The organism is Bradyrhizobium sp. 4, assembly GCF_023100905.1.
Taxonomy (GTDB): Bacteria; Pseudomonadota; Alphaproteobacteria; order Rhizobiales; family Xanthobacteraceae; genus Bradyrhizobium.
The window spans coordinates 7744827-7758385 of the sequence record NZ_CP064686.1 but is presented as its reverse complement, the minus strand read 5'-3'; the positions used below and the strand labels follow the sequence as shown (position 1 = coordinate 7758385).

General features: G+C 65.2%; 13 protein-coding genes. 8 read left to right on the top strand and 5 right to left on the bottom strand.

Annotated elements, in window-relative coordinates; translation table 11 throughout:
• Positions 1 to 69: 69 nt before the first annotated feature.
• Positions 70 to 1323, top strand: coding sequence for a penicillin-binding protein activator (locus tag IVB45_RS37090; RefSeq protein WP_247357377.1), 1254 nt, complete (start codon positions 70 to 72; stop codon positions 1321 to 1323).
• A 51-nt stretch (positions 1324 to 1374) separates the two neighbouring features.
• Here the strand turns inward: IVB45_RS37090 and hemW are convergent, their stop codons facing one another.
• The 3 genes from hemW to rph are packed head-to-tail and all read right to left on the bottom strand — an operon-like array spanning position 1375 to position 3936.
• Positions 1375 to 2559, bottom strand: a complete 1185-nt coding sequence (hemW, locus tag IVB45_RS37085; RefSeq protein ID WP_247358100.1) for a radical SAM family heme chaperone HemW — start codon at positions 2557 to 2559, stop codon at positions 1375 to 1377.
• A 16-nt stretch (positions 2560 to 2575) separates the two neighbouring features.
• A complete protein-coding gene (gene rdgB / locus IVB45_RS37080) occupies positions 2576 to 3211 on the bottom strand; it encodes an RdgB/HAM1 family non-canonical purine NTP pyrophosphatase (protein WP_247357378.1) in 636 nt (211 codons plus the stop codon).
• 11 nt (positions 3212 to 3222) lie between these two features.
• Positions 3223 to 3936 carry a ribonuclease PH gene (rph, locus tag IVB45_RS37075; RefSeq protein WP_027514789.1) on the bottom strand — a complete coding sequence of 238 codons (714 nt, stop codon included), beginning with the start codon at positions 3934 to 3936 and terminating at the stop codon, positions 3223 to 3225.
• A 181-nt stretch (positions 3937 to 4117) separates the two neighbouring features.
• Between rph and hrcA the strand changes: the two genes are divergently transcribed.
• A complete protein-coding gene (gene hrcA / locus IVB45_RS37070) occupies positions 4118 to 5206 on the top strand; it encodes a heat-inducible transcriptional repressor HrcA (RefSeq protein ID WP_007598483.1) in 1089 nt (362 codons plus the stop codon).
• Positions 5207 to 5302: 96 nt separating this feature from the next.
• A complete protein-coding gene (gene grpE / locus IVB45_RS37065; protein ID WP_007598484.1) occupies positions 5303 to 5917 on the top strand; it encodes a nucleotide exchange factor GrpE in 615 nt (204 codons plus the stop codon).
• Positions 5918 to 5991: 74 nt separating this feature from the next.
• Here the strand turns inward: grpE and pncA are convergent, their stop codons facing one another.
• Positions 5992 to 6714, bottom strand: a complete 723-nt coding sequence (gene pncA / locus IVB45_RS37060; RefSeq protein WP_027566217.1) for a bifunctional nicotinamidase/pyrazinamidase — start codon at positions 6712 to 6714, stop codon at positions 5992 to 5994.
• Between the two features lie 145 nt (positions 6715 to 6859).
• Positions 6860 to 7801 carry a hypothetical protein gene (locus tag IVB45_RS37055; RefSeq protein WP_247357379.1) on the bottom strand — a complete coding sequence of 314 codons (942 nt, stop codon included), beginning with the start codon at positions 7799 to 7801 and terminating at the stop codon, positions 6860 to 6862.
• A gap of 396 nt (positions 7802 to 8197) precedes the next feature.
• Between IVB45_RS37055 and dnaK the strand changes: the two genes are divergently transcribed.
• From dnaK to pyrF, 5 genes are all read left to right on the top strand, one after another.
• Positions 8198 to 10099 carry a molecular chaperone DnaK gene (dnaK, locus tag IVB45_RS37050; protein WP_027566215.1) on the top strand — a complete coding sequence of 634 codons (1902 nt, stop codon included), beginning with the start codon at positions 8198 to 8200 and terminating at the stop codon, positions 10097 to 10099.
• Positions 10100 to 10359: 260 nt separating this feature from the next.
• The gene (gene dnaJ / locus IVB45_RS37045) at positions 10360 to 11496 is read left to right on the top strand and encodes a molecular chaperone DnaJ (protein WP_027566214.1); all 1137 of its coding nucleotides are present in this window, start codon (positions 10360 to 10362) and stop codon (positions 11494 to 11496) included.
• A gap of 88 nt (positions 11497 to 11584) precedes the next feature.
• The gene (locus IVB45_RS37040) at positions 11585 to 12184 is read left to right on the top strand and encodes an rRNA adenine N-6-methyltransferase family protein (RefSeq protein WP_007598495.1); all 600 of its coding nucleotides are present in this window, start codon (positions 11585 to 11587) and stop codon (positions 12182 to 12184) included.
• Between the two features lie 57 nt (positions 12185 to 12241).
• Positions 12242 to 12820 carry an NAD(P)H-dependent oxidoreductase gene (locus tag IVB45_RS37035; protein WP_007604013.1) on the top strand — a complete coding sequence of 193 codons (579 nt, stop codon included), beginning with the start codon at positions 12242 to 12244 and terminating at the stop codon, positions 12818 to 12820.
• Positions 12821 to 12826: 6 nt separating this feature from the next.
• On the top strand, positions 12827 to 13537 hold the full coding sequence (gene pyrF, locus IVB45_RS37030) for an orotidine-5'-phosphate decarboxylase (RefSeq protein ID WP_247357380.1): 711 nt from the start codon (positions 12827 to 12829) through the stop codon (positions 13535 to 13537).
• Positions 13538 to 13559 lie beyond the last annotated feature (22 nt).

The following is a 13559-nucleotide window of genomic DNA, read 5'->3' as shown; positions in this document are numbered from 1 at the left end:
GAATTCACGACTGGTGTCGTGGAGAATATCGTGAGCGGCTGGCGACGGTCGGTCAGAAGAGAAACTGTCATGACGGGCCCGCGTGATCCCAGATATTCCTCTCCGGAGGAGTCTCCCGTTCAGGGGCCCCTGATATCAGGGGCGACCCGGCGAAGCGCGCTCGGCCTGTTGCTCGGCGCGCCGCTGCTGTCGGCCTGCGCCGGCGTGCAGCAGAGCCTGAGCCAGTTCTCCAATCCGTTCAGCAGCTCCTCCCCGCCTCCGGCCCAGCCGGCCGGCCAGCCGCAGCAGGCGACGACGGCCGGCACCGGCGGGGTGAAGGTTGCCGTGATCCTGCCGCTCTCGGCATCGGGCAATGCCGGCCTCGCCGCGCAGTCGATGCGCAATGCCGCCGAGATGGCGCTGGCCGAGTTCCAGAATCCCAACATCCAGCTCCTGATCAAGGACGACAATGGCAGCCCGCAGGGCGCGCAGGCCAGTGCGCAGCAGGCGGTCGACGAAGGCGCCGAGATCATCCTGGGTCCGCTGTTCGCGCAATCGGTACCTGCAGTGGCGCAGATCGCGCGCACGCGCGGCATCCCGGTGATGGCGTTCTCGACCGATTCCAGCATCGCCGGCCGCGGTGTCTATCTCCTGAGCTTCCTGCCGGAGTCCGACGTCAACCGCATCGTCGAATATTCCGCCAGCATCGGAAAGCGCTCGGTCGCCGTGCTAGTGCCCGACAATGCTTATGGCAACGTGGTCGAGGCCGCGGTGAAGGCGGCGGTGCCGCGCCGCGGAGGGCGCATCGTCGCGTTCGAGAAATACGGCGCCGATCGCGCCACGCCGGCCCGGACCGTGGCGCAGCAGCTCGGCAGCGCCGATGCGCTGTTCATCGCCGATGATGGCGACGCCGTCGTCTCGGTCGCCGATGCAATGAGCGCGGCGGGTGCGAATCTGCGCAATATCCAGCTGCTCGGCACCGGCCTGTGGGACAGTCCGCGCGTCTATGCCAGCTCAAGCTTGCAGGGCGGCCTCTACGCCGCGCCCGATCCGGCCGGCTTCCGCGCCTTCTCCGGCCGCTATCGCACCAAATACGGCGCCGAGCCGATCCGTACGGCCACGCTCGCCTATGATGCCGTCGCCCTCGTCGCCGCGCTGGCGCGCACGCAAGGCACCACGCGCTTCTCGTCCGACGTGCTCACCAATCCTTCCGGATTCGCCGGCATCGACGGCCTGTTCCGCTTCCGCGCCGACGGCACCAACGAGCGGGGCCTTGCGGTGATGAAGGTCACGACCGGCGGCGGCGTTGCGGTGGCGGGCTCGCCGAAGAGTTTTGGAGCGTAGCTGTTTCCTCGACGTCGTCCTGGCTTTCGCCAGAACGACGATGGAGAGACCTTACGCCGCGAGATCGGCGACCACCGCGTCCAGCACCGGAAAACCGCTGCTGGTCACGCGCAGGCGGCCGGTTGCATCCACCGTGATCGCGCCTTCTTCGCGCAGCAGCGTGATGCGCTTCGGATCGAGCGAGCGGCCTGACAGCGCGCGGTAGCGCTCGGGGTCGATGCCCTCGACGAGGCGCAACCCCATCAGCAAAAATTCGTCGGCGCGCTCCTCGCTGTTGAGGAGATCGTCGGTGACGACGCCGTGGCCATTGGTCTCGACCCGCATCAGCCAGGCTTCGGGACGCTTCTCGGTGGCGGTCGCGTGCCTGATACCGTCGATGTCGAGCCGACCGTGGGCGCCGGGGCCGATGCCTGCGTATTCCTCGCCGCGCCAGTAGACCAGATTGTGCCGGCACTCGGCGCCGCGCCGCGCGTGATTTGAAATCTCGTAGGCGGGCAGGCCGAGCTTGTCGCAGGTCTCCTGCGTGACGTCGTAGAGCGCGCGGGCGACTGCTTCATCCGGCGTCTTCAGCTTGCCGGCCTGATGCAGGCCGAAGAACGGCGTGCCCTCTTCGATCGTCAATTGATAGAGCGACAGATGCTCGGCCGCCTCCTCGATTGCGAGACGCAATTCATCGGCCCACATCGCCGGCGTCTGGTCGGGACGGGCGTAGATCAGGTCGAACGAATAACGATCGAACGAGCGGCGCGCGATGGCGACCGCGTCGAGGGCCTCGCGCGCGCTGTGCATGCGACCCAGCGCCTTCAGCGAGGCATCGTCGAGCGCCTGCACGCCGAGCGAGACGCGATTGACGCCGGCGGCGCGATAGCCCGCGAAGCGCGTAGCCTCGACACTGGTCGGGTTTGCCTCCAGCGTGACTTCAACGTCTTTCGCCACAATCCAGTGCTTGCCGATGGCATCGAGCACAGCGCCGACGGTTGCAGGCTGCATGAGCGAGGGTGTGCCGCCGCCGAGAAAGATCGAGGTGACTTCGCGGCCGGGCGCGCGCTCGGCGGTCGCAGCGATCTCGCGCGCGAAAGCCGACGCAAAGCGCGCCTCGTCGATCGCGGCGTGGCGGACATGGCTGTTGAAGTCGCAATAGGGGCACTTCGACAGGCAGAACGGCCAGTGCACGTAGACGCCGAAGGCTTCGGATTCTTGTTTTGACGCGTTTTCCTGGCGCGAACCGGTATCCACTTCGCTCGAAAACGCTCTAGCGCGGCTCAAGGCAGATCTCCGCCAGTTTCACGAAGGCGCGGGCACGGTGTGACAGGCCGAGACCGAGCGGCGGCAGGCCGTGCTTCTCGATGCTCTCCATCTCGCCGAAGGTGCGGCTATGGCCGTCGGGCAAAAACATCGGGTCGTAGCCGAAGCCGGCGGTGCCGCGCGGCGGCCACACCAGCGTGCCGTCGACGCGCGCCTCGACCTCTTCGAGATGATCGTCGGGCCATGCGACGCAGAGCGCGGAAACGAAATGCGCCTTGCGCTTGGCGGGCGTGGTCGCGCCGCGCTCCTGCAACAGCCGTTCGATCTGCGCCATCGCCGCGGCAAAATCCTTGTTCGGCCCGGCCCAGCGCGCCGAGTAGATGCCGGGCGCGCCGTCGAGCGCGTCGACCACGATGCCGGAATCATCGGCGAAGGACGGCAGCTTCGTCGCCCGCGCTGCCGCGATCGCCTTGATCGCGGCGTTGCTGCGGAAATCCTTTCCGGTCTCTTCCGGCTCCGGAAGGCCTAATTCGCCGGCCGACACCGCCTCGATGCCGTAAGGCGCGAGCAGCTCCTTCATCTCGGCGAGCTTGCCGGGATTATGGGTCGCGATGACGAGCTTTCCGGTGATTCGGCGATGCATCGGCCTATTGACTACGCTACCGCCAGTTTCTGCAAGTCCACGAGACGCGCCACGCCCTTGCGCGCCAGCGCCATCAGCGCCAGGAACTCGGCTTCCGTGAACGGCTCGCGTTCCGCGGTGCCCTGGACTTCGATGATGCGGCCATCGCCCGTCATGACGAAATTGGCGTCGGTATCGGCTTCGGAGTCCTCGGCATAGTCGAGGTCGAGCACGGGCGTGCCCTTGTAGATGCCGCAGGAGATCGCGGCGACGTTGTCGCGCAACACATTGGCTTTGACCATGTTGCGCGCCTTCATCCAGGTGATGCAATCGGCGAGGGCGACCCAGGCGCCGGTGATCGAGGCTGTGCGGGTGCCGCCGTCGGCCTGGAGCACGTCGCAGTCGACCGTGATCTGGCGCTCACCGAGCGCTTCGAGATTGATGATGGTCCGAAGCGAGCGGCCGATCAGGCGCTGAATTTCGACGGTGCGGCCGCTCTGCTTTCCTGCGGAGGCCTCGCGGCGCGTGCGTTCCGAGGTCGCGCGCGGCAGCATGCCGTATTCGGCGGTGACCCAGCCACGGCCCTGGCCCTTGAGCCATGGCGGCAGGCGGTCTTCCAGCGTGGCGGTGACCAGCACGTGGGTGTCGCCGAATTTCACCAGGCACGAGCCTTCCGCATATTTGACCACGCCGCGCTCCAGCGTCACGGGGCGCAATTCGTCGGGCGCACGGCGGCTTGGCCGCATGGGAAATCCTCCAAAACTCTCGGAAAAGGGCTGTTGGCGGTGCTTGTAGGGGGGGTGAGGGTGGGCGGCAAGGGGGAAGATCGAGGCCTTATTCACCCCCGATTTTCAATCCGCGAACGCCACGCTTGTCAGAAGCCCCAAGGATAGACAAATTACCTGTATCTGAGAGGAGTTACGGTCTGTGGCCCATCACGATCCGATCCATCTGATCGCGCCGCGCGCGGGCCTCGCCCAGCTCAACGAGCGTTCCCGCGACATCTTTCGTCAAATCGTCGAAAGCTACCTCGCGACCGGGGAGCCGGTGGGCTCGCGCAATATTTCTCGCCTGATCGCCATGCCGCTGTCGCCCGCTTCCGTCCGCAACGTCATGGCCGACCTGGAACAGCTCGGCTTGATCTACGCCCCGCACACCTCCGCCGGCCGGCTGCCGACGGAACTCGGCCTGCGCTTCTTCGTCGATGCCCTGATGCAGGTCGGCGACCTCAATGACAGTGAACGGCAGGCGATCCAGAGCCAGTTGACCTCCGTGGGCCACGCGCAATCGGTGGAGGCTGCGCTCGAGGAGGCATTGACGCGGCTCTCCGGCCTGACCCGCGCTGCCGCGGTCGTGCTGACGCCGAAATCCAATGCGCGGCTGAAACATATCGAATTCGTCCGCTTGGAACCGGAAAAGGCATTGGTGATCCTGGTCGGCGAGGACGGGCAGGTCGAAAACCGCGTTTTGACGCTGCCGCCGGGAGTTCCATCCTCGGCGTTGACCGAAGCCGGCAACTTCCTCAATGCGCGGATCCGGGGCCGGACCCTGGCCGAGGCGCGGCTGGAGCTCGAGACCGCGCTCGGAGAGGCGCGCACCGAGCTCGATCAGCTGACGCATAAGGTGATCTCGGCCGGGATTGCCAGCTGGTCGGGCGGCGAGAACGAGGATCGGCAGCTCATCGTCCGCGGTCACGCCAATCTGCTCGAGGATTTGCATGCGCTGGAGGATCTCGAGCGCGTTCGCCTGCTGTTCGACGATCTCGAGACCAAGCGCGGGGTCATCGACCTGCTCGGGCGGGCCGAGACTGCGGAAGGCGTGCGGATCTTCATCGGCAGTGAGAACAAGCTGTTCTCGCTGTCGGGCTCGTCCACCATCATCTCGCCCTATCGGGACGCTGCCGGCCATATCGTCGGCGTTTTGGGCGTGATCGGGCCGACGCGGCTGAATTATGCCCGCGTGATCCCGACCGTGGACTACGCTGCCCGCATCGTCAGCCGGCTCCTGGGGGGCTGACCGGCGTCTCCCCCGATCACGGGCGCTTGATTTTCGGCGCCCGAAGCACGATATCCGGGCCAGAAACCCCCTGAGATGAATGCGAAAAGAGAGCCGATGACCGATCGAGACCGGCAACCCGAAGACACGAGTGCTGCGGCCGGCGAGCCCGTGGTGTCAAAACCCTACATCATGCCCGACGATCCCGAGCCGGGCTCGGTCGAGCTTCTGCAGAAGGAAGTCGCCGAGGCGCGCGACCGCATGCTGCGGACGCTGGCCGAGATGGAGAATCTGCGCAAGCGCACTGCCAAGGAGGTCGCTGACTCCAAGCTCTACGGCGTCACGGGCTTTGCCCGCGACGTGCTCGACATCGCCGACAACCTCCAGCGCGCGCTCGATGCCGTTCCGGCCGAGGCCCGTGCGGCGGCCGATGCAGGCCTCGCCTCGCTGATCGAGGGCGTCGAACTGACCGAGCGCTCTCTGCTCAGCGCGCTGGAAAAACACGGCGTGAAGAAGTTCGACCCCCTGGGCCAGAAGTTCGACCCGAACTTCCAGCAGGCGATGTTCGAGGTGCCCGATGCATCGGTGCCCGCGGGCACCGTCGTGCAGGTCATGCAGGCCGGCTACACCATCGGCGAGCGCGTGCTGCGTCCTGCCTTGGTCGGTGTCGCCAAGGGCGGCGCCAAGGCTGCGCCCGCCAACAGCAACGAGCCGAACGGCGCGGCGAACTGATCGATCCTCATGCTGAGGAGGCGCGCTAAGAAGCGCGCTCCTCAGGATGAGGTCTTGCAGTTCGGTCGCGCCTCTTACGCGCTCGCCGCGATATCCGCGGACTGAATCCGCTTCACGCCGGCCTTGGCCATATCGGCCCAGGCCTTTGCGAGCGAACCCTGATTGTCGATGCCGCGGCAGGCGTCTTCCACCACATAGACCTCGAAGCCCGCCTTGCGCGCGTCGAGCGCGGTCCAGGCCACGCAGAAATCCGTCGCCAGCCCCGCGACGAAGACGCGCTTGATCTTGCGCCCCTTCAGATAGCCGGCAAGGCCGGTCGAGGTCTTGCCATCGGCTTCGAGGAAGGCCGAATAGCTGTCGACGTCCTTGTGAAAACCCTTGCGGATGATGAGCTCGGCGTGCGGGATCGCAAGGTCTTTCGACAGCGCGGCGCCGTCGGTGCCCTGCACGCAATGGTCGGGCCACAGCACCTGCTTGCCGTAGGGAAGATCGACGGTCTCGAACGGCTTCTTGCCGGCGTGGACTGATGCGAAGGAAACATGGCCTTGGGTGTGCCAGTCTTGCGTCATCACCACGTTCGAAAACGCTTTCGAGATCTTGTTGATGACCGGCACCACCTGCTCGCCTTCCTTCACGGCAAGGCTGCCGCCGGGCAGGAAGCAATTCTGCACGTCGATCACGAGCAGCGCGGATGCATCGTCCGGCTTGATCGATGTGGCCGCCAGAATCGCGGTTGGCGCGAGCGCCACGAGCGCGCTCGTCCCGAGCGCCGCCAAAACTTGTCGCCGATCCAGCATCATTCGCCTCCCTCCAGGATGAACTCAACGGAAGGGGAGCCTAGTTCCGTTCGTATACGAACAGAAGCCCGAAAATGCAGCCGGCTTTGGTGAGTCGTTGGGCTGCTGACCGGATATCTTCGCCGGGACGACGATGAGTGTCGGGCTAGCCCTTCGGCTGGATGCCGTCGCGGACCGCGCGGAAGCGGGTGAAGGCGGCCGGCCATTGCTCGCGCGGGGCGCTGGCGATGATGCGCAGCGAGGCGCCGCCGCTGCTGAAGCGGATCCACTGCACCACGGTCACCGGCGTCTTGTCCTTGCCGCTGACGCCGTCGATCCGGGTCTCGAAACCCTGCTGGCCGCTGATGCGGATCGGCTCGGACATGGTGACGCGCGACTCGCGCACGCCGGGAATCTGGAGCGCCGCCTCCTGGGCGAAGCGGGCGCGGTCGTCGGCGGCTTGCGGGGTGGCGCCAATCACGCCGAGGATGATGAATGGCTTCGATTCATAGCCGGAGCTCTCGTCGCCGTCGGCCAGGATGATGCTCGAGCCCGGCGCCAGCGTGCGGACGTCCTTGAAGTCGGCGAGATCGGTGATCTTGAACGGCATCAGCGCGATCTGCTCTTCGGCCGAGACCTGCTTGCGGGTGACGACGCTCGCAAACATCTGCCGCACCGCCTCGTCGGTGTAGATCTTGATCGCATTCTCTGGAATCTGCACCGCGACATAGCCGGAGAAGCCGGCCCCCGGCACGATCATCGAATAGCGCCGCACCGGGGTCTCGCCGGCCTTGCCGCTCTCGGTCGTGAAATAGGCAAGACCCGCGGGCGTCTCGATCTTGTCCTGCTTGACGCCGTTGGCTCCGGCTGGATTGGAGTTGAAGGCGCTCACGACCTCGCCATAGGCCGCCGGCGGCAGTTCTGTGATCAGCACCTTGACGTTGCCGTCCTCGCTCTCGAAGCCGGGAAAGGTCTTGGCCGTGTTGAGACCGACCAATGGCACCATGCCGAGGTGCAAGCCCGGTGGGAAAACGGCGTCGGCAGCCAGAGCCGGAAGCGCAGAGGCAACGAGGAGGGCGAGCGCAGCAAGGGGGCGGATCAGCTTCATGGGCACTCTGATTGGTTCACATTGAGGCCGTTCGATGGTCGGCCACCGGGCCGCTTTGTCGCGCGACGCAGCCAGATGACGAGCCCGCTCGGCCGCCCGCCTTTTAGCGGGTTTGGTCTTGCCGCAACAGGGCAGGGCGGAACGCGGTAGCGGATGCCGGCCGATCGCGGGACCTGTTAATAATTCCTCACCCGCAAGGCGGGTTCAGCCCGGATATGATCTTCCAAAACCCAATGTTTTCACGGCCGAAACTTGCGTTCGGTCCTTGCGGGCCCCTCCCCCCCTCCTATATGAGCGTCAACCATCGCAATATCGCGAATGTTTGATCTTAGGGGGTTTCGGTTCGGGTGCCTTCTGGGCCCAGCCAACCTGCCGCAAAAACAAGGATACAGGACCATGGGAAAGGTCATCGGGATCGACCTCGGCACCACGAATTCGTGCGTCGCCGTAATGGATGGCAAGAACGCCAAAGTCATCGAGAATTCCGAAGGCATGCGCACGACGCCTTCGATCGTCGCCGTGACGGACGACGGTGAGCGCCTCGTCGGCCAGCCTGCCAAGCGCCAGGCCGTCACCAATCCAGAGCGTACGTTCTTCGCAGTGAAGCGCCTGATCGGCCGCCGCTACGACGACCCGATGGTCGAGAAGGACAAGAAGCTCGTTCCGTACAAAATCGTGAAGGCTTCCAACGGCGACGCCTGGGTCGAGGCCGACGGCCAGACCTACTCGCCCTCGCAGGTCTCGGCGTTCATCTTGCAGAAGATGAAGGAGACCGCCGAAGCCCATCTGGGCCAGAAGGTCGACCAGGCCGTCATCACCGTGCCCGCCTACTTCAACGACGCCCAGCGCCAGGCGACCAAGGACGCCGGCAAGATCGCGGGCCTTGAAGTGCTGCGCATCATCAACGAGCCGACCGCGGCCGCGCTCGCCTATGGCCTCGACAAGACCAAGACCGGCACGATCGCCGTGTACGATCTCGGGGGCGGCACGTTCGATATCTCGATTCTCGAAATCGGCGACGGCGTGTTCGAGGTGAAGTCGACCAACGGCGACACCTTCCTCGGCGGCGAAGACTTCGACATGCGCCTGGTCGGCTATCTGGCCGACGAATTCCAGAAGGAGCAGGGCATCAACCTGCGCAACGACAAGCTCGCGTTGCAGCGCCTGAAGGAAGCTGCTGAAAAGGCCAAGATCGAGCTGTCGTCGACGACGCAGACCGAAATCAACCTCCCCTTCATCACCGCGGACCAGACCGGCCCGAAGCATCTGACGATGAAGCTCACCCGCGCCAAGTTCGAGGCGCTGGTCGATGACCTCGTCCAGAAGACCGTCGAGCCCTGCCGCAAGGCGCTGAAGGATGCCGGCCTCACCGCCGCCGAGATCGGCGAAGTGGTGCTGGTCGGCGGCATGTCGCGCATGCCGAAGGTCCAGGAAGTCGTGAAGCAGCTGTTCGGCAAGGAGCCGCACAAGGGCGTCAACCCGGACGAAGTCGTGGCGATCGGCGCCGCGATCCAGGCCGGCGTGCTTCAGGGCGACGTCAAGGACGTGCTGCTGCTCGACGTGACCCCGCTGTCGCTGGGCATCGAGACGCTGGGCGGCGTGTTCACCCGCATCATCGACCGCAACACCACGATCCCGACCAAGAAGAGCCAGGTGTTCTCGACCGCCGAGGACAGCCAGAACGCGGTCACCATCCGCGTCTTCCAGGGCGAGCGTGAAATGGCGGCCGACAACAAGATGCTCGGTCAGTTCGACCTGATGGGCATTCCGCCGGCCCCGCGCGGCATGCCGCAGATCGAGGTGACCTTCGACATCGACGCCAACGGCATCGTCAACGTCTCGGCCAAGGACAAGGCCACGTCCAAGGAGCAGCAGATCCGCATCCAGGCCTCCGGCGGTCTGTCGGAAGCCGACATCGAGAAGATGGTCAAGGACGCCGAGGCCAATGCCGAGGCGGACAAGAAGCGCCGCGAGGCCGTGACTGCCAAGAACGACGCGGATGGACTGGTGCATTCGACCGAGAAGGCACTGGCCGAGCACGGTTCGAAGGTCGCGGAGACCGAGCGCCGCGCGATCGAGGATGCGGTCAGCGACCTCAAGGAAGCGCTGAAGGGCGACGATGCCGAAGCCATCAAGGCCAAGACCCAAACGCTGGCCCAGGCGTCGATGAAGCTCGGCGAGGCCATGTACAAGCAGCAGGCCGAGGCCGACGCCAAGAAGGATGCGGCCAAGGACGACGTCGTCGACGCGGAGTTCACCGAAGTCGACGACGACAAGAACAACAAGAAGTCCGCCTGAACCCCGCGAGGGTGATGATGCGGACGGCTTGGACCCCACACGCGCCAACGGCCTCCTCCCTCGCGGGGGAGGCCATCGTGTCGGGCTCGACGGGGCAAGGCCTTGCTAAAATCGGCCCCGTTACGATCGATCAATTCCCAGCCGTTATTCTGAATGCTGCCGTGCAATCCTCTGCCGCGAGGCGGAAGGCTGCCTATATCGTTGCATGGCGACGTTGCTTCGCTCCGACTTGAATCGCGATCGGATAGACTGAGCTCATCATGTCCACGTCCACCAAGCGCTGCTACTACGAAACCCTCGAAGTCGAACGCGATGCCGACGATTCCGTCCTGAAATCGTCGTTCCGCAAGCTGGCGATGAAGTTTCACCCCGACCGCAATCCCGGGGACGACACCAGCGAAGTCAAATTCAAGGAAATCAACGAAGCCTACGAGGTCCTGAAAGACAAGGACAAGCGCGCCGCCTATGACCGTTTCGGTCATGCCGCCTTCGAGCAGGGCGGCGGCGGTGGCGGCCCCGGTTTCGGCGCGGGCTTCGCCTCCTCCTTTTCCGACATTTTCGAAGATTTGTTCGGCATGGCTGGACAGCGCGGCGGCCGTGGCGGCCGCGAGCGCGGCGCCGACCTGCGCTACAACATGGAAATCACGCTCGAGGAAGCTTTTGGCGGCAAGACCGCGCAGATCGAGATCCCGGTCTCGGTCACCTGCGAAGCCTGCTCGGGCATCGGAGCCAAGGCCGGCACCAAGCCGAAGACCTGCTCGACCTGCGGCGGCGCCGGACGCGTACGGCAGTCGCAGGGCTTCTTCACGCTGGAGCGCACCTGTCCGGGCTGCCAGGGGCGCGGCCAGATGATCGAAGACGCCTGCCCGTCCTGCTCGGGTCAGGGGCGTGTCACCCGCGAGCGGAATCTGTCGGTCAACATTCCCCCTGGAGTCGAGGATGGCACCAGGATCAGGCTCGCCGGAGAGGGCGAGGCCGGGGTCCGCGGCGGCCCGCCCGGCGACCTCTACATCTTCCTGTCGCTGGCCCAGCACCAGTTCTTCCAACGCGACGGCGCCGATCTGCATTGTCGTGTGCCGATCTCGATGGTGACGGCGGCGCTTGGCGGCGAATTCGAGGTGCCGACCATCGAGAAGGGCAAGACCAAGGTGAAGGTCCCCGCGGGGACCCAGTCCAGCCGCCGATTCCGCATCGCATCAAAAGGCATGCCGGTGCTGCGCTCGCGCCAGATGGGCGACATGTATGTTCAGGTCGTGGTCGAGACGCCGCAAAATCTCACCAAGAAGCAGCAGGAATTGCTGGCCGAGTTCGAAAAACTCTCCTCCGGCAACACCCAGCCGGAATCCGAGGGTTTCTTCACCAAGGTCAAGGATTTCTTCGGTAATCGCGCGAGTTGACGCGTCTTGACCGTGCCGCCTTCGGCCTATACGTCTTTATGACCATTTTCTGACACGCCGCGGTCACGCGGTCCCGGCCGGTCCCGACATGCCATTGCCATCGTCCGCGCGTGCGTTGAAGAAGCCCCGTCTCGATGACGAGGTGCGTTTTCTCCGGTCATGGATCGAAAAGCCCCTCCACATGGGCGCGGTGATGCCGTCGGGCAAGCTGCTGGCCCGGACCATGGCCCACTACGTCGACGTCAATTCGGACGCACCGGTGGTCGAGCTCGGGCCCGGCACCGGCGCCATCACCTCGGCCCTGGTCGAGCGCGGCGTCGACCAGAAGCGCCTCGTCCTAGTCGAATACAATCCAGGCTTCTGCGCCCTGCTGCGCGACCGCTATCCGCAGGCCAAGGTGGTGCAGGGTGATGCCTATCGCCTGCGCGACACGCTCTGGAACGTGCTGAGCGCGCCGGCCTCCGCGGTCGTCTCTGGCCTCCCGCTGGTCACAAAACCGATGCTGACGCGGCTGCGGCTCATTCGCGACGCCTTCACGGCGCTGGCGCCCGGTGCGCCCTTCGTCCAGTTCACCTATGCGGTGGTGCCGCCGATTCCGAAATCGCTGCCCGGCGTGTCCACAGAGGCCTCGGAACGGATCTGGATGAACCTTCCGCCGGCCCGCGTCTGGGTGTATCGCAAGGACTAATTCCGCCGGCATTCCTGTTTGCGTGGCGGGCTCGTTTCGCCGAACGCATGGAAGCGGATGTCCGCACCGAAAATCCTGATCATTCCCGGCTCACTGCGGACCGGCTCGCATAATGCGAAGCTGGCAGCGGTCGCCGCCTATGCATTCGACCAGGCCGGCGTCGACGTCACCCGCATCTCGCTCGCCGATTTTCCGCTGCCGATCTATGACGGCGATCTGCAGGCCAAGTCGGGTGTGCCCAAGCACGCGATCAATCTCAAGCGCATGATCGGCGCGCATCACGGCGTGCTGATCGTCTCGCCCGAATACAACGCCTCGGTGCCGCCGCTGCTGAAGAACGCGATCGACTGGGTCAGCCGCGTGCATGAGCTGCACGAGCCCCGTGGCGAGGTGTTCCGCAACCGTGTCTTCGCACTCGCCGGCGCCTCGCAGAGCCGGCTTGGCGCGGCTCGCGCGCTGCAGGCGCTGCGGCTGATCCTGACCTCCTGCCACGCCAATGTGATTGCCAGCCAGCTCACGCTCGCCTTTGCCGACCAGGCCTATGACGATATGGACAGGCTGAAGCACGAGGGCGATATCGCCGCGTTGAAGGAACTGGTGCGGCAGTTGATCGACATTTCCCAACGCATGATGTGAGGTGACATGACGCCAGCCGAGATTGCCCCGAAAGACCGCCTGATCGTCGCGCTCGATCTTCCCAGCGTTGATGCCGCGGAAGCGATGGTCAACCGGCTCGGCGACAGCGTCACCTTCTACAAGATCGGCTATCGGCTGGCTTATGCCGGCGGCTTGCCGCTGGTCGGCAAGCTCGTCGACAAGGGCAAGAAGGTCTTTCTCGATCTCAAGCTGCACGACATCGGCAACACCGTGGCGCAAGGCGTCGACAGCATCACCAAACTCGGCGCGACCTTCCTCACCGTGCACGCTTATCCGCAGACCATGAAGGGTGCCGTCGAAGGTCGCGGCAGCTCGAACCTGAAGATCCTCGCCGTCACTGTTCTGACGTCCTACAACGAGGACGATCTGCACGCGGCAGGCTTCCGGCTCGGCGTCTCCGAGCTCGTCGAAGCGCGCGCGCAGCAGGCGCAGGTGCTCGGCATCGACGGGCTGGTATCGTCGCCCGAAGAAGTCGGAGCCTTGCGCAAGATCGTCGGCCACCAGATGAGCCTCGTCACCCCCGGCATCCGGCCGGCCGGCGCGGCGAGCGGCGACCAGAAACGCATCATGACGCCGGGCCGCGCGATTGCGGCCGGCGCGGACCACCTCGTCGTCGGTCGGCCGGTGGTGGAAGCCACGGACCCCAAGGCGATTGCCGAGGCCATCCAGGCCGAGATCGCGCAAGCGCTCGGCTAATCAACAACACAGGGAGAAGAAC